This is a genomic window from Nocardioides sp. Z38_18 (genome assembly GCF_058215695.1).
On the sequence record NZ_JBZAJE010000001.1, the window covers coordinates 825,229 to 840,812 of the forward strand.

The window sequence follows — 15,584 nt, forward strand, 5'->3', positions numbered from 1 at the left end:
CCTATCGAGATCCAATCGAAGGAGATCTGATGGCCGCCTGGGCGACACTCGCGCTCCGTTTCGTCCTCGCCTGTGCGCTGGTGGGGTCGGTGTTCCTGCAACTGGTGATGCTGCCGCTGGCGTTCAGCGACCTGGACGGCGCCGACCAGGAGGTGCTGGAGCTGCGGCCGGCGCTGTTCGCGATCGTGTTCCTGGGCATCGTCACCGCGCAGGTCGTGATGGTCTGCGTGTGGCGGCTGCTGACGATGGTGCGGCGGGGGACGGTGTTCTCTCACGGTTCGTTCCGGTACGTCGACGTCATCATCGGGGCGATCGCGGTCGCGTCGCTGCTGATGTTCGGGCTCGGGGTGCTGCTCGCCCCCGGTGAGGCGGTGGCGCCGGGCGTCGTACTGCTGATCGGCGGCGCTGCCGTGGTGATCGCCGGGATCGCGCTGGTGGTGCTGGTGATGCGCACCCTGCTGGCCCAGGCCGTCGCCCGCGACGCCGAGGCCAGGCACCTGCGCTCCGAGCTCGACGAGGTGATCTGATGCCGATCGTCGTCGACATCGACGTGGTGCTGGCCCAGCGGAAGATGTCCGTGGGTGCCCTCGCCGAGGCGGTGGGGATCACGCCGGCCAACCTCGCCGTGCTCAAGAACGGCCGCGCCAAGGCCGTCCGGTTCAGCACGCTGGCGGCGCTGTGCGAGGTCCTCGAGTGCCAGCCGGGCGACCTGCTCCGCTGGGTGCCGGAGGAGGCGGTCGTCCGCAGCGGCGATCGGGACACCGCCTGAGCGGAACGAACGACGTCACGCGACTGCACCCGCACGGATACGTGGTTGAAATATTCGCTGCCTAGGGTCACGAATGTTCCTCACATCAACATTTGCGAGGAGCCCGAGACCCAGGGGTGACGTGTGACGAGCGTTCCAGGCAGAGCAGTGCCGGTCGGTGCACCGGGAGATCCTGCGGTGCTGGGCGGGCTGCGCCTGGCCGAGGTGCGGGGCGTGCGCCTGCTCGACGGGAGCCTCGCCGACCTGGTGCTCGACGGCCCGCGGATCGGCGCCGTGCGCGCGCCGGGCGCCAGGCAGGACGATGTCGCGGACGACGTCGCCGATGAGGGCGGCGCCGTCCTGGAGGCCGAGGGGTGGCGCTATGTCCCCGCCGCCAGTGAGCCGCACGCCCACCTGGACAAGGCGCTGACCTGGTCCCGCACCGATCCCGCCGCCGGCAACGACCTGCTCAGCGCGATCGCGCAGTGGCGCACGCTGGTGCCGGGCATCGACCGCGCCGACGTGCTCGACCGGGCGCGCTCCGCGCTCCAGCTGTACGTCGCCAACGGGATCACCACGATCAGGACCCATGTCGACGCGCTCCTCGAGGGCGACCCGCTCCGTGGGGTGGACGCGCTCGTCGAGCTGCGCGAGGAGCTGGCCGGCGTGGTCAACCTCCAGGTGTGCCTGCTGGCCGGACCCGACACCCCCACCGACGTGATCCATGAGGGCGTGGCCCGCGGCATCGACGTGGTCGGCGGCTGCCCGCACCTGGCCGACGACCCGGCGTACCAGACCCGACGGGCACTCGACGTCGCGGAGCAGTACGGCCTCCCGGTCGACCTGCACACCGACGAGCAGACCGACCCGCACACCGTCGACCTGCTCGACCTCGCCGACCAGGTGCTCGCTCGGGGGATGCAGGGGCTGGTCACCGCGAGCCACTGCGTGCGGCTCGGCTCGCTCGCCTCGGGCCGGCTGGTCCCGGTGCTGGCCCGGGTCGCCGAGGCCGGGATCGGGATCGTCACGCTGCCGATCACCAACCTCTACCTGCAGGGCTGGGGCGTCGACGGGGTCATGCCCCGGGGCCTGCCCAACCTGCGCGCCGTCCTCGATGCCGGCATCCCGCTCGCGGCCGGCGCCGACAACCTGCGCGACCCGTTCAACCCGGTCGGGCGGGCCGATCCCTTCGAGACCACCTCGCTGCTGGTCACGGCCGGGCACCTCACCGTCACCGAGGCGCTCGCCGCCGTCACCACCGGACCGCGATCGGTGCTGGGCCTGCCCCAGGTCGGCGCCCAGATCGGCGCCCAGTCCGGCAACGCCGCCGACTTCATGCTCGTCCCGGACGTCCCGATCGCCGACGTGCTCGCCGGCGCCGAGGGCGCCCGGGTCGTGGTCCACGCCGGCCGGGTCGTGGCCGACACCCGCGTCAGCCGCTCGCTCGACCTCACCGCCTGGTCCACCGGGACCCGGTCACTGACCCCCGCCGCCACTTCGAGGTGAGAACCATGACCAGCACCCAGCACCGCCCAGGCTCCTCGCAAGGAGCGGACACCACCACGACGCTGTCCCTGCGCAACGTCACCAAGCGGTTCCCGACCGGCACCACCGCCCTGACCGGCGTCGACCTCGACGTCGGTCCGGGGGAGTTCGTCTCCGTGGTGGGCCCCTCGGGCTGCGGCAAGTCCACCCTGCTGCGGCTCGCCTCCGGGCTCGACACCGTCACCGGCGGGGAGATCGACGTCGCCGCGACCACCACCAGCTATGTCTTCCAGGACCCCACGCTGCTGGAGTGGCGCAGCGCGCTGAAGAACGTCGAGCTCGTCAACGAGCTGCGCGGCGCCCCGCGCGCCGAGCGCCGGGCGGCCGCGCTGGAGGCCCTGGAGCTGGTCGGGCTCACCGGCTTCGAGAAGCAGCACCCCCGCCAGCTCTCCGGCGGCATGCGGATGCGCGTCTCGATCGCCCGCGCGCTGGTCGCCCTGCCGGACCTCGCCCTGTTCGACGAGCCGTTCGGCGCGCTCGACGAGATCACCCGGCTGCGGATGCAGACCGAGCTGCAGCGGATCTTCGAGCTCAAGCGGTTCGCCGGGCTGTTCATCACCCACTCGGTCTCCGAGGCGGTCTACCTCTCCACCCGCGTGATCGTGATGAGTGGGCGCCCGGGACGGATCGTCGCGGAGGTCCCAGTGCCCTGGGCCTATCCGAGACCACCAGAGCTGCGCTACGCCCCCGAGTTCGCCGCCCTCACCGGCCGCGTCTCCGCCGCGTTGGGGGAGCACTCATGAGCAGCGCCGAGCTCCACTCGCACACCGAGCTGACCCAGACCCGGGGCCCCAAGCTGAGCAGCGTCGAGGCGGCCGCGCCCGAGGCCCCCACCCCACGGCTGCGCGCCGTGGCCGGGGTGCTGTGGAACAAGGTGCTCCCGGTCCTCGCTGCCCTCGCCGGACTGGTCGCCATCTGGTACTTCGTCACCTACGTCATCCTCGAGCCCGACCGCCGGTTCCTGCTCCCACCGCTGCACGACGTGGTCGGCAACACCGTGACCAACCCGAACGTGATGAACCCGATGTTCGACGCGTTGGGGCAGAGCGTCGCGGTGGCACTGCTGGGCCTGGTGCTCGCGGTCGTCATCGGGATGGGCTGGGCCGTGCTGATGTCGCAGTGGACCTTCGTGGAGAAGATCCTCTACCCGTACGCCGTCATCCTGCAGACCGTGCCGATCCTGGCGCTGACGCCGCTGATCGGGATCTGGATGGGCTACGGGTTCAACGCCCGGATCGTGGTCTGCGTGATCATCGCGGTCTTCCCGATGATCTCCAACACGCTCTTCGGGTTGCAGAGCGCGACCCCGGACGCGCACGACCTGTTCACCCTCAACAAGGCGACGCGGATGCAGCGGCTGCTCAAGCTGCAGTTCCCCGCAGCGGTGCCGGCGATCTTCACCGGGCTTCGCAATGCCGCCGGCCTCTCGGTGATCGGCACCATCGTCGGTGACTTCTTCTTCCAGCAGGGCAGCCCCGGCATCGGGAGCCTGCTCCGCATCTACACGCTGCGGCTGAACATGGACCCGCTGTTCATGGCGATCATCCTCACCGCGCTGTTCGGCGTGGCCGTGTTCTCGGTCTTCGCCGCCCTCGATCGGGCCGTCATCGGCCGTTGGTACGGCACCGGGCGCCAGTGACGCCGCCCCCGCCGTACATCCCGCCCGCGCCACACACCCCACCGCCGAACACTGGGAGTCACCATGAACCGCCTGTCCCGTTCCGCCCTGGCCACGCTGGCCGTCCTCTCCCTCGGCCTGACCGCCTGCGGCAGTGATGAGTCCGGCTCCACCGACGGCGGCGCCACCGCCGAAGGGTCCGCCGACAAGGGGAGCAAGCTCGACCTCGCCGACGTGTGCCCCGCGAAGGTCGTGATGCAGCAGGACTGGCAGCCCGAGGCCGAGCACGGTGCGATGTACCACCTGGTCGGCAAGGACTACACCGTGGACACCGAGAAGAAGACGGTGAGCGGTCCGCTGGTCGCCGGCGGCGTGGAGACCGGCGTGGACATCGAGATCCGCTCCGGCGGCCCGGCGGTGAACTTCCAGCCGGTGCCGGCACTGATGTACCTCGACAAGGACATCCTGATCGGAGCGGTGAACAGCGACGCCGCGATCGCCGCGCCCGGGCAGCCGACCGTCGCGGTCACCTCGCAGATGACCAACAGCCCCCAGATCCTGATGTGGGACCCCAAGACGCAGAAGGGCGCAAAGACCATCAAGGAGGCGGCGGCGGACGGGGACCCCGTGGTCACTGCCGGTGAGCTGATCCCGGGCCTGCTCGCCTCGCAGGGGATCATCAAGGAGAAGCAGTCCGACCAGTCCTACGAAGGTACGCCGCAGCGCTTCGTCTCCGACCCCGCGATCCTCCAGCAGGGGTTCGCCACCGCCGAGCCGTACATCTACGAGAAGGAGATTCCCCAGTGGGGCAAGGAGATCGGCTACCAGCTGCTCTCCGAGGTCGGCTACAGCATCTACCCCGAGCCGCTCGCGGTCCGCGAGGCAGACGTCAAGGGTGAGGCCGAGTGCCTGGCCAAGCTGGTGCCGATCATGCAGCAGGCGCAGATCGACTACCTCGAGGAGCCCGACCACGCGAACAGCGTGATCGTCGACATCGTGGAGAAGTACCAGACCGGCTGGACCTACTCCGCCGAGGTGGCCGACTTCGCCGAGGAGCAGATGGAGGCGCTGGACATCGTCACCGACGACCCCGCCTCCGGAGTCTTCGGTCAGCTCGACCCCGAGCGGATGCAGGGCATCGTGGACACCTTCGGGCCGATCCTGCTGAAGTCCGGCACGATCAAGAGCGCCGACATCGACCCGAAGTCGCTGTACACCAACGAGTTCATCGACACCTCCATCTCCATGGGGAAGTGAGCCCGTGACCAGTCAGCCGGTGTCCATCCGTGAGCGCAGCCTCGACGTCGCTGCCCAGGTGGCGGACCGGTGGGGAGCCGACCGGGTCTCCACCGACCCCGACACGTTGATCAAGAACTCCTCGGACTGGTCGCGGATGTCACCGGTGCTGGAGGAGAAGGTCCCGCGCGGCAAGTACGTCGCCGATGTCGTCGTACGCCCGCGGACTCCGGAGGAGGTGGCCGGGATGCTCGCCCTCGCGCATGCCGAGGACGTGCCCGTCACCCCCCGCGGGGCCGGCACCGGCAACTACGGCCAGGCGACTCCGTTCGACGGCGGGATCGTGCTGGACCTGCGCAAGCTCAGCGAGATCACCCTGCTGGAGGACGGCAGCATCCGCGCGGGTGCCGGTGCGCTGCTCTCCAAAATCGACCGGGTGGCGCGCGCGGCCGGGCGGGACATCTGGATCTTCCCGTCCACCAAGGCCTCCTCGGTCGGCGGCTTCGTCGCGGGCGGCAGCGCGGGCACCGGGACGATCGAGCACGGGACCACCTCGGACGGGTTCGTCCGCGCGGTCACGGTCGCGCCGATGGACGGCAGCGGCGAGCTCATCCACGCCCGGGGGGAGGAGGCGACGCCGTACATCCACGCGTACGGCGTCACCGGGATCCTGGTCGAGGTCGAGATCGCCACCGACCCGGCCCGGGAGTGGAGCGCGATCCACGCCGCCTTCGACTCCTGGGCCGACATGGTCACCGTGCACCGCAGCCTGCTCGACCTGCCGGTGCTGCCCCGGCTGGCCTCGGGCGACGAGCCGATGCTGGTGCCGAGCCTGCCGGCCGGCCTGGAGCTCGACCCCGACCGGTTCAGCCTGCGGGTGATCGCGGAGGCATCGACGGTGGCCGAGATCGAGCGACGGGTGCTCGCGGCCGGGGGAGACGTGGTCAACGTGTCCGCCGACTACGCCGCGTGCGACCGGCTCTCGGGCATGTCCTACAACCACCCCGTGCTGTTCCTGCAGCGCGCCAACCCCGAACGGACGTGGTTCCACATGGAGACCGGCGGCCAGATCTACTGGTCCGACCCGGACGCCGTCCGCGCCGTCTATCCCGGCGAGGTCTACCTCCACCTCGAGCTGATGGGGCACGGGCCGCTGGCGATGGTGGTCGCCGACTACCACGACGAGCAGGGCGTCCTGGCCGGCATGGAGGCCATGGAGGCTCTCGGGATGACGGTGCACTCTCCGCACCAGTGGTACGTCGACCGCAACGTCGAGCTCGCCGTGGAGACGGCGCGGGGGACCGACCCGAAGGGGTTGCTGAACCCCGGCAAGCTGGTGCCCGACCACGTCGTACCGACTCGGGTGAACGTGGGGGTGCGCTGATGCGGGACCCCGCTCTGACGGGCGATGGACACGCGCCCCGGTTCATCGACCTCACCGCCCCCGAGATCGCCGCGCTGCCTGCGGACACGGTCGCGGTGCTCCCGCTCGGGGCCGTCGAGCAGCACGGCCCGCACCTGCCGGTCTCCACCGACTACGTGATCGCCACCGAGGCCGCGGAGGCGGCCGTCGCCGCGGCGGCACAGGCCGGGAACGCCTCGGTGGTGCTGCTGGAGGGGCTGGCCTACACCAAGTCCGACGAGCACTCCTGGTCCCCGGGGACGATCTGGCTGTCCTGGGACACCCTGATGCGAGTGCTGGTCGACATCGGTCGGTCACTGCAGACCTCGGGGATCACCCGGCTGCTCTTCGTCAACGGACACGGGGGAAACTCCGCGCTCGGGCAGGTGGCCAACCGGGAGCTGCGACGGCAGTTCGGGCTGCAGACGTTCTTCGCGCACCTCTCGCTGCCGGTGGACCAGGGCGGTGCGTCGCGTGAGGACGAGCTCGGCATGGGCATCCACGGCGGTCACGGCGAGACCTCGCTGATGCTGCACCTTCGTCCCGAGCTGGTGCACATGGAGCACGCGGGGAGACGGGTCCCCGAGGAGCTCGCGGAGTACCGCCACATCGGGTTCGGACGGCCGGTCTCGTTCGGCTGGCTCTCCGACGACTTCGGTCCCGACGGCTACATCGGCGACGCGACCGACGCGAACGCGGAGGTGGGCAAGGTGCGCTTCGAGGCCGCCGTGGAGACCCTCGTCGAGGTGATCGAGGAGGCGGCCCGGTTCAGCGTCCCGCGCTCGGGCGCGTGAGCCGTTCCGAGCGGCCCGCGCACCTGCTGGTGCGGGGCGCCACCGCGGTGGTCGAGGACGCCCGCACCGAGCGCACCGGCGACGTCCTCGTCTCCGATGGTGTGGTCGCCGTGGGGTCGGCTCCGGAAGGCGCCGAGGTGCTGGACGCCTCGGGCTGCGTCGTCACTCCCGGCCTGGTCAACGCCCACCACCACCTGCTCCAGTCGGCGTTCCGGACCCTGCCGGGCACCCGCGGCGTGCCGATGGCCTCGTGGCTGGTGACGATGGCGGCGGCGTACGAGCAGGTCGTGGTCGATCCCGAGCTCGTCGCGGTCGCGGCACGGGTGGGGGTGGCGGAAGGGCTGCTGTGCGGGGTGACCACGGTCGCCGACCACCACCTCGCCTGGCCGGCCGGCTGTTCTCCGGAGGACTCCGTGCACCTCGCCGCAGCAGCGGCGGACGCTGCCCGGGGCCTCGGTGGGCGGCTGGTGTTCGTCCGCGGCGCGGCCCGCGACGATCCCGAGACGGCGGCTCTCAGCGCCGACCTGGTCGCCGAGGCGCTGGTGGGCCGCTCCCCTCGGGGGGTGTCCGCCGACGGGATGCTCCAGGTCGCGGTCGGCCCGGCCGGGGTGCACTCCGACTCCGAGGAGACGTTCCGGCTGCTGGGTGAGGTGGCCTCCCGGCGGGGGGTGCGGCGGCGTACCCAGGCCAACGAGCAGGTCGACGTCGCGGTGGCCGCGGAGCGCTACGGGCGCCGCCCCCTCGAGCTGCTGGAGGAGTGGGGCTGGCTGGCACCCGACGTCACCCTGGCGCACCTGTGCGGCGTCAGCGACTCCGAGATCGCCCGGCTGGCCTCCGCGGGGGTCACCGCCACGCACGCACCCGGCTGCGACCTGCCGATGGGCTGGGGGATCGCGCCGGTCGCGGCGCTGCGTGCAGCCGGCGTCGTCGTCGGGCTCGGCACCAGCGGGGGCGGCAGCAATGACGCCGGACACCTCCTGGCCGATGCGCGCCTGGCGATGCAGGTCGCGCCGCTGGTCGGCCCGTCGCTCGCGGCGCGCGAGGTGCTGGAGATGGCCACCGCGGGCTCCGCTGCCGGGCTCGGCCGCCCCGAGCTCGGCACGCTGCGTCCCGGCAGTGCCGGTGACCTCTGCGTGTGGGACGTCTCCGGGGTCGCCGACGCGGGGGTCGCCGACCCGGTGGCCGGGCTGCTCTGGGCCGCTCCCGGCAGGCGGCCGCGCCACGTGGTGGTCGGCGGTCGCGTCGTGGTCCGCGACGGGAGGCTGGTGGCCGCCGACGAGCGGGAGCTGGTCGAGGGTCTCAGTCGCCGGTTGGGTCGCCGGCTTGACCGGGGCTCGGTCGTCGCCGCTCCTTGACGACGAGCAGTCGGTACGACGATCCGTCGGCGCTGGCCCACCGGTGGCGGACCCCGCCCTCGACGTACATCGAGTCCGCCGGCTCCAGCACGTCCTGCGTCCCCTCGAGGTCGACCCGGACGCGACCCGAGACCACGTAGATGAACTCGTCCTCCTCGTGGACCCAGTAGTCGGTGAGGACCTCGGACTCGCCGAGGTACTCCATCGGGATGAAGGGCCGGTCGGCGCCGTGCACCAGCGCGTGCACCGAGCCGCCGGCCACGTCGGCCGCCGCCTCGTCGGAGCGCCGGCGCACCGAGCCGGTCTCCGGGGCGGAGCTCTCGGCGAGCAGCGTCTGCTGGTCGGTGCCGAGGGTGCGCGCGATCCGGAACAGCGAGGACATGCTCGGCCGCGCCAGGCCGCGCTCGATCTGGCTGATGAACGGGTGGGAGAGGTCAGCGGCGGCGGCGAGCTGCACGATCGTCATCCCGCGGGCCTTGCGCAGGTCCCGGATCCGGGCCCCGAGGCGGTGCACGGAGCGGTCGAGGGCTCGCTCGGCGGCTGGCGAGGTCTGGGACGACATGGCCGCCAATCTAGTCTCGCCAACGACGTCGTCCGCGGCGTCCCTGTTGCGTTTGCGTTGCACCGGTGGCCGTAACACGGCGGGTCGGCGTTCGTCATCACGGCGTCACGGACCTCGGCCACGATGGCGCACATGTCGATGTGGTCAACATTCCGGCGTGACGACGCCGGGTACGACGAGGCCCGCCGCGCCCTCTCCGCCTCGGCGGTGGTGCCCGATCTCTGCCCCCGTGTGGTGGCCAGGGTGCGTGACGTCGACGAGGTCCGGGCCGCCCTGGCGCACGCGGCTGTGGAGGGCTTGCAGGTGACCTCGCGCAGCGGCGGGCACAGCGCGTCGTTCGCCGCGTTGCGCGAGGACTCGCTCGCCCTCGACCTGCGTGCCCTGTCCGGCGTACGTCTCGACCGGGACGCCGGCACGGCCGTCGTCGGCCCCGGCACCACCTCCCTCGAGGCTGGCCGGGCGCTGCACGGCAGCGGCTGGGCCTTCCCGGTGGGCCACCGGGCGACGGTGGCGCTCGGCGGCTACCTCCTCGCCGGCGGCAACGGCTGGAACCACGGTGTGTGGGGGAGCGCGGGCGAGAGCGTCGTCGCCGCGGACGTGGTGCTCGCCGACGGGGCCGTGGTCCGGGTGGACGCCGCCACCGATGCCGAGGCGTTCGCGGCGCTGCGCGGAGCCGGCCCCGGGTTCCCAGGCATCGTCACCGCCTTCCACCTGCGCCTGTGGCCAGAGCAGCAGGTGCAGCGCCGGATCCTGTCCTTCCCGGCCACACGGGTCGCGGAGATCGGTGCCTGGGCCGACCACCTCGCGGCGTCGATCGCGCCGGGCGTCGAGCTCACGGTGTTCCTCGCTCCCACCGGCTCACCGCTGCACCCCGACCTCCACGAGCCGGCGGTGACCGTGGCCGCCACCGCGTACGCCGACGACGCCGAGACGGCCGAGGCGCTGCTCGCGCCCGTCGACGCAACCGTGCTCCGCGGCGCGCGGATGGCGTACGCCGGGCCGAGCGACATCGCCACGATGACCGAGACCGAGACCGCCCCGCCGGGACTGGGGATCGTCGCCCAGCAGGCGTGGACGACCACCGGTTATGCCGAGGTGCTGCCGGCCCTGGTCGAGCCGATGGAGCGGTGCCCGTCCCGGTGGAGCAGCATCCTGGTCAGCTCGTCGTCCTACCGGCGGCTCGCGCCACCCGCGAGAGACCAGGCCTACCGGCCGCTCGGGACGATCACCGTGGCGGCGTACTCCAACTGGGTCCCGGGTGACCGCGACGAGGAGAACCGCCGGTGGGCGGGCGACGCGATCGAGGAGCTGCGCCCTGCGTGGACCGGGCACTACGTCGGCGAGCTCGACCTGCGCCGCAGCCCCGAGCGGCTCGAGTGCTGCTTCGCCGAAGGGGTGCTGGACCGGATCGACGCGGTCCGGGCGCGGCTCGACCCGCAGCGGCGGTTCGCGGACTATCCCGGGCGCTGCTGAGCGCCCGGGTCAGGTCAGGTCGGGTCAGGTCAGGTCGGGTCAGGTCAGGTCGGGTCAGGAACCCCCGCCGAGCTCGCGCGCCACGGTGGCCAGCGCCCCGGCGAAGGCGACCTCTCTGTCAGGCGCCGCGCCCCCGGCGACCACCACGCCGACGACCCCGGGCACCTCCAGCAGGTGGGTGCCCAGCTCCACCGCTGCCCGGATCCCCTCGGCCTCAGGGTCGCGGGCCTCCAGCACCCGTTCCACGTATCCCCGCGGCAGGACCGCAGCCGCGAAGTCGGCCAGCAGCAGTGCTCCCGCCCGGTCCACGACCAGCGGCACCCCCGGCACGATCGGGACCCGTGCGCCGTGGGCCGCCGCGGTCGCCTCGGCGAAGGCGTGCACGTCCTCCACCTCGCCGCAGTACTGCAGCCAGCACATCGAGCCACCGGCCCGGGCCTTCGCCGACACCCGCGCCGGACGCACCTCCACCGGTGGCGCGTTCGGGCTCTCCGCGAAGGAGGTGAGCAGGCCGAGCGCGTGGGCGCGGGGGAGCAGGGTCGCGGCCTCGAGGTCGAAGACCGGCCTGGCATCGGGCCGGTCGCCGGAATCGGTGTGGTCACCGGTCACGCAGTGCACCCCGGCCACTCCCACCTCGCGCAGCGTCGCCAGCTCGAGGTCGAGGACGTCGCGGTCACGGTCGCGGCAGTTGACCCCCGACCAGACCCGGAGCCCTTCCTGGGCCATCAGCCGCGCGCGGTAGGCGGGCGGATACTGCACGCGGCTCCGGCCCGAGTCGCCGGCCAGTGCGCAGTCGGTCGCGTCGCGAAGCACCTCCGCGCAGGCGCGTACCGAGTCGCTGCTCATCGGGAGGGCTGGGAAGCCCGTGACCACGAGGGGCCGGCGGGCGAGCAGCGCCACCACCTCGCGGCCTGCGGCGGTGGTGGGTCCGGGCGGGGTCTCGTCGACGGCGGGCCAGCCCGAGGGGAGCGTCGAGGAGACGAAGCAGCACGGCGTCGGAGCGACCTCGCAGGTGCCGTCGGCGGCGACTCCGCCGCACGGCCCGTAGGTCATCTGCTTCGGACAGTCCGACACGGCCGCGGTCATGGGTGCCCACCGAGTGCGACGGCGCGAAGGCCGCGGAGCACCGCGGTCGCGCCCGCCTGCTGCCATACCGGCTCGACGTTCTGGTCGCCGTGGTCGAGGACGACGAGGTGCCCGGCGTACGCCGCCAGCCGGACGCAGTCCAGCGGGCTGAGGTCGTCCACCCGGACGGGGACGGGCTCGGTGCCGACGACGACCGCCGCCACGTCGAGGTCGGCGAGAGCCGCGAGGTCGCCCTCTACGGCGACGCGGTTCCGGTCGTGGAGCGAGATCCGGCACCAGACGTCGAGCCCGGCGTCGCGGTACGCCGCTGCCCGGAGCACGGCGGTGACCGGGGCGAGGTCCGAGACGAGCACAGCATCGGGTCGGGCTGTCGAGTCGATGGGGTCTGCCAGTGATTTGGCGATGCGGGCCAGGTCGGCCAGGGAGCCTTCCGCGGCGGGATCGGTCTTCAGCAGCGGCGACCCGCCGGCCGCCAGGGAGCTGGCGAGATGGGCCGCGCGCGGCCCGTGCACACCGGGACGAAGCCGGTCCTCGGGGTGGGCGTCCCCGGCCAACGGCCACGCCTGCATCGCGCCCTCCGATCCGCCGGTCCCGTCCCCAGCTGCATGTTGATGTGGTCAACACCCGGCATCCTAGGAACGGTATGTTTCCCCGACGTGACGCCGGCGGCGGAGCCGACGATCCTGAGTCGGGAGGGGCGCAGTGGGAGACGACGGGGCTGGATGGCTGGACCGGCTCGCTGCTCCGGGGCCTGACCCGGGTGGAGGTGCGGCGGCGGCGGTGATGCTCGCCCTGGGGTCCGCGCTGACCCAGATGGTGGCCTCCTACCCGCCCCGGCCGGAGTCCTCCGCAGACCTGAGCCCGGCCGTCTCCGCGTGCGTCGAGCTGCGCCGTAGGGCACTGGTCCTGGTGGACTCCGATGCCGCCGCGTCGGTCCGGCTGGTCTCCGCCTGGCGGGCCGGCGGGCCCGACCTGCACGACGCTGCCGTGGCCGCCGCCCGGAGCAGCGCGGACATCATCGAAGTCGCCGCCGAGGCGGAGCCGCTGCTGGAGCTGCTGCTGAGTGACGGCAGCCGGCAGCCCCTCGCCGACGTCGCCGCCGCTGCGGTGGCGTACGCCGCGGCCGTGCGCACCGCGACCGTGAACCTCGTCGGCAACCTGCGCATCGCCGCGTCCTCCGGTGACACGGATGTCCGGGAAGCCGACCCGGTCGGCGGGATCACGGTGGTCGAGGCGGACGCCCTCGCGGGCCGGCTGGACGGCGTCTGTGCGCGGGTGCGGCGCGAGCTGGACTGAGATCGGCTGGGCACAGACCCTTTGCCAGTTCCCAGGCAACGCGAGCACAGGCGTTGTGTCCGACCGCTCGACGAGGTTTCGGCCGGTCGCGCATCTGCCTTTGCGGTGGGACGTGCCGGGAGCCCTGGAAGGTGCGGGGATGAGACAAGGTCTCGCCCTCTTGCTCATCGGTCCGTAGGTTCACGTGCGCGCCAGCGGTGGGACCGCATCTGACTACTCTTCGGGGACCATTCTCATGCTTGCTCCATTGCGCCTGCGGACGTCGTACGCCTCCGCTTCAGCCAGGTCGAAGTCGACGGCCAGGACCCGACGCTGGTACGCCGCGATTCCCGTGCTGCTCCTGGTCGTGCAGACGGGGTGCGGAAGTGGCGATCCGCAAGTGATGCCAGATGTCGGTGCTCGGCAGTTGGACATCGCCCTGAGTGACATCAAGCGGGCTGGCTTCGAGGACGAGGTCGAGGTCGTCGGGGGTGGCACGTTCGGGGTGCTGAACGAGTCTGCGTGGACGGTGTGCAAACAGGAGCCTGCTCCCGGAAAGACCATCGACTCGCCGCCGCGGCTCGTCGTGGACCGCACGTGTGAGAACGAGGGGCCGCCCGACGAGAACTCTGGGGAGGCCGAGCCGGAGGCGGACCCCACCCTTGAGTCCAGCAAGAGCCCGAACAACAAGCCGAAGGCGAACAGGTCACAGGCGGAAGTCGAGACGTTCGTGATGCCCGCATTGGTCGGGGCGAACCTGCAGGACGCCCAGGACATGCTCCAGGCGCTGGGTAGCTACCTGCTGACACAGACCGACGCGACTGGCCTGGGGCGGTTCCAGGTGCTCGACTCGGGCTGGAAGGTCTGTGGTCAGCGACCGGCGGTCGGGGCGAAGGTGCCCATCGACAAGTTGGTGGAGCTGCTTGCGGTGAAGCTGGACGAGGGGTGCCCGTGACCTTCCGGGCTTGGCGCTGTCTCCGGAGCGGTGCTCAGGGTGACCGGGAGTGGTCCCGCCTGGGCCAGCGGCAGGTTGCCACAACCGCTTGAACCCACCCCCTTGCCGGTTCCCGCCTGCGCCTGTAGAATCGAACATAAGTTCGATCCAATAGTGATGCTGAGGGATCGGCCCGGACTCTCCCGATGAGGGTCCGCCTGCTCACGGGCGTGCTGCATCGACGTGTGAGACCAGTCAGTCATGGTCACGAGTCGGTGCGGGAGGTGCGCGATGAGCTCGACGTTCGATCGGCCCGCGCTGCATCCGGTGCTGGAGTGTGCGGACGCCGTGGAGGCGGCATTGAAGGACACCGCAGATGTGGCGGTGGAGTTCATGGCCCCGGCCGAGAAACGCGCTGCGTTGGTGCAGCTGAGTCGGGTGGAGGCGCAGCTCGCTTCCCTGCGGATGCGGGTGCTGGCCGCCTCGGACGATCTCGCAGTGGCCGAGGGCGCCCGGGACGCGGCGGCGCTGGTCACGCACCACACGCGTGGTGATGCGGGTGCGAACCGACGCGATCTCGCGTTGGGGCTGGCACTGGACCGGCGCTGGCAGCACCTGGGTTCCGCCCTTGAAGCCGGGGAGGTGAACGTCGCGCAGGCGCGGGTGATCGCGCACGCGCTTGAGGAGCTGCCCGCCAACGAGCTCGGGACCCAGATCATGGCCGCCGCCGAGACCCATCTGGTGGCACAGGCGGCGTACTTCGGGCCACGCGAGCTGCGACACCTCGGTCGGCGGATCCTGGACCACGTGGCACCGGAGGTCGCCGAGGAGCAGGAGGCCAAGGCGCTCGCCGCTGAGGAGTCCCGCGCCTGGCGCCGCACCTCGCTGGCGACGACCAGGCTGGGTGACGGGTCGACCCGGATCACCATCCATGTTCCGGACAGCGTGGCCGCCCGGCTGTACACCTACCTGGAGGCGTTCACCTCACCTCGACACCACGGCGTCGAAGGCTTCACTGCCGGCACGACCGAGCGCGTCCCGGCCGACGTACGCCGCGGCCAGGCGTTCTGCGCGCTGCTGGAGGCGGTCGACGCGAAGCGGCTGCCGGTCCACGGTGGGGATGCCACCACGGTGATCGTCACGATCCCGCTCGCGGACCTGCGCCGTGACCTCGGCGTCGGCGAACTGGGGCCGACCGACCGGCTCACCGCCGGGGAGGTCCGGCGCCTCGCCTGCACCGCGAAGATCATCCCCGCCGTGCTGAACGGGAAGTCCGAGGTGCTCGACCTGGGTCGGTCCTCGCGGTTCTTCAAGCCTGCGCAGCGCAAGGCGATGGTCGTGCGTGACAAGGAGTGCCGCGCCGAAGGCTGCACCATCCCCGCCGCCTGGTGCGAGGCCCATCACTGGGGCAGAGCCTGGGCCAAGGGCGGCCGCACCGACCTCAAGGACGGGGTCCTGCTCTGCAATTGGCACCACCACCGAGTCCATGACGAGGCATATGACGCCAGCCGGTTGCCGAATGGCGACGTCCGGTTCAGCAGACGATGCTAGGCCGC

16 protein-coding genes are annotated in these 15,584 nt (G+C 71.9%); 13 read left to right on the forward strand and 3 right to left on the reverse strand.

From position 1 onward, the window contains the following. Positions 1–29 precede the first annotated feature (29 nt). The 9 genes from AC4BGC_RS03935 to AC4BGC_RS03975 all read left to right on the forward strand — a co-directional run bounded on the left by AC4BGC_RS03935 (position 30) and on the right by AC4BGC_RS03975 (position 8,698). Positions 30–527, forward strand: coding sequence for a DUF2975 domain-containing protein (locus tag AC4BGC_RS03935; RefSeq protein WP_490554430.1), 498 nt, complete (start codon positions 30–32; stop codon positions 525–527). Continuing rightward, on the forward strand, positions 527–769 hold the full coding sequence (locus tag AC4BGC_RS03940) for a helix-turn-helix domain-containing protein (protein ID WP_490554431.1): 243 nt from the start codon (positions 527–529) through the stop codon (positions 767–769). The genes AC4BGC_RS03935 and AC4BGC_RS03940 overlap by 1 nt, the downstream gene beginning before the upstream one ends. 123 nt (positions 770–892) lie before the next feature. Beyond that, a complete protein-coding gene (locus AC4BGC_RS03945) occupies positions 893–2,254 on the forward strand; it encodes an amidohydrolase family protein (RefSeq protein ID WP_490554432.1) in 1,362 nt (453 codons plus the stop codon). Between the two features lie 5 nt (positions 2,255–2,259). After that, positions 2,260–3,036, forward strand: coding sequence for an ABC transporter ATP-binding protein (locus tag AC4BGC_RS03950; RefSeq protein WP_490545952.1), 777 nt, complete (start codon positions 2,260–2,262; stop codon positions 3,034–3,036). Then, positions 3,033–3,932 (forward strand): ABC transporter permease, encoded by a 900-nt coding sequence (locus AC4BGC_RS03955; RefSeq protein WP_490554433.1) that lies wholly within the window; start codon positions 3,033–3,035, stop codon positions 3,930–3,932. The genes AC4BGC_RS03950 and AC4BGC_RS03955 overlap by 4 nt, the downstream gene beginning before the upstream one ends. A 63-nt stretch (positions 3,933–3,995) precedes the next feature. After that, on the forward strand, positions 3,996–5,168 hold the full coding sequence (locus AC4BGC_RS03960) for a substrate-binding domain-containing protein (protein ID WP_490554434.1): 1,173 nt from the start codon (positions 3,996–3,998) through the stop codon (positions 5,166–5,168). Positions 5,169–5,172: 4 nt separating this feature from the next. Continuing rightward, positions 5,173–6,531 (forward strand): FAD-binding oxidoreductase, encoded by a 1,359-nt coding sequence (locus tag AC4BGC_RS03965; protein ID WP_490554435.1) that lies wholly within the window; start codon positions 5,173–5,175, stop codon positions 6,529–6,531. Next, positions 6,531–7,343 carry a creatininase family protein gene (locus AC4BGC_RS03970; RefSeq protein ID WP_490554437.1) on the forward strand — a complete coding sequence of 271 codons (813 nt, stop codon included), beginning with the start codon at positions 6,531–6,533 and terminating at the stop codon, positions 7,341–7,343. Before AC4BGC_RS03965 ends, AC4BGC_RS03970 begins: the two co-directional genes overlap by 1 nt. Next, positions 7,340–8,698, forward strand: coding sequence for an amidohydrolase family protein (locus AC4BGC_RS03975; RefSeq protein ID WP_490554438.1), 1,359 nt, complete (start codon positions 7,340–7,342; stop codon positions 8,696–8,698). The genes AC4BGC_RS03970 and AC4BGC_RS03975 overlap by 4 nt, the downstream gene beginning before the upstream one ends. Here AC4BGC_RS03975 and AC4BGC_RS03980 read toward each other — a convergent pair. Next, entirely contained in the window at positions 8,643–9,260 is a 618-nt protein-coding gene (locus AC4BGC_RS03980) for a helix-turn-helix domain-containing protein (protein WP_490554440.1), read from the reverse strand. The two genes, AC4BGC_RS03975 and AC4BGC_RS03980, sit on opposite strands and share 56 nt — an antisense overlap. 132 nt (positions 9,261–9,392) lie before the next feature. On the opposite strand from AC4BGC_RS03980, the gene AC4BGC_RS03985 reads away from it, so the two are divergent. Beyond that, on the forward strand, positions 9,393–10,733 hold the full coding sequence (locus AC4BGC_RS03985; RefSeq protein WP_490554442.1) for an FAD-binding oxidoreductase: 1,341 nt from the start codon (positions 9,393–9,395) through the stop codon (positions 10,731–10,733). A gap of 54 nt (positions 10,734–10,787) precedes the next feature. Here AC4BGC_RS03985 and AC4BGC_RS03990 read toward each other — a convergent pair whose 3' ends face one another. Further along, on the reverse strand, positions 10,788–11,819 hold the full coding sequence (locus tag AC4BGC_RS03990) for a methylenetetrahydrofolate reductase C-terminal domain-containing protein (RefSeq protein ID WP_490554443.1): 1,032 nt from the start codon (positions 11,817–11,819) through the stop codon (positions 10,788–10,790). Then, positions 11,816–12,388 carry a hypothetical protein gene (locus AC4BGC_RS03995; RefSeq protein ID WP_490554444.1) on the reverse strand — a complete coding sequence of 191 codons (573 nt, stop codon included), beginning with the start codon at positions 12,386–12,388 and terminating at the stop codon, positions 11,816–11,818. The genes AC4BGC_RS03990 and AC4BGC_RS03995 overlap by 4 nt, the downstream gene beginning before the upstream one ends. 133 nt (positions 12,389–12,521) lie before the next feature. Between AC4BGC_RS03995 and AC4BGC_RS04000 the strand changes: the two genes are divergently transcribed. The 3 genes from AC4BGC_RS04000 to AC4BGC_RS04010 all read left to right on the forward strand — a co-directional run bounded on the left by AC4BGC_RS04000 (position 12,522) and on the right by AC4BGC_RS04010 (position 15,579). Further along, entirely contained in the window at positions 12,522–13,115 is a 594-nt protein-coding gene (locus tag AC4BGC_RS04000) for a cyclodeaminase/cyclohydrolase family protein (protein ID WP_490554446.1), read from the forward strand. Positions 13,116–13,446: 331 nt separating this feature from the next. Next, positions 13,447–14,049 carry a hypothetical protein gene (locus AC4BGC_RS04005; RefSeq protein WP_490554448.1) on the forward strand — a complete coding sequence of 201 codons (603 nt, stop codon included), beginning with the start codon at positions 13,447–13,449 and terminating at the stop codon, positions 14,047–14,049. Between the two features lie 270 nt (positions 14,050–14,319). Beyond that, positions 14,320–15,579 carry a DUF222 domain-containing protein gene (locus AC4BGC_RS04010; protein ID WP_490554449.1) on the forward strand — a complete coding sequence of 420 codons (1,260 nt, stop codon included), beginning with the start codon at positions 14,320–14,322 and terminating at the stop codon, positions 15,577–15,579. The last annotated feature ends 5 nt before the right edge of the window (positions 15,580–15,584 follow it).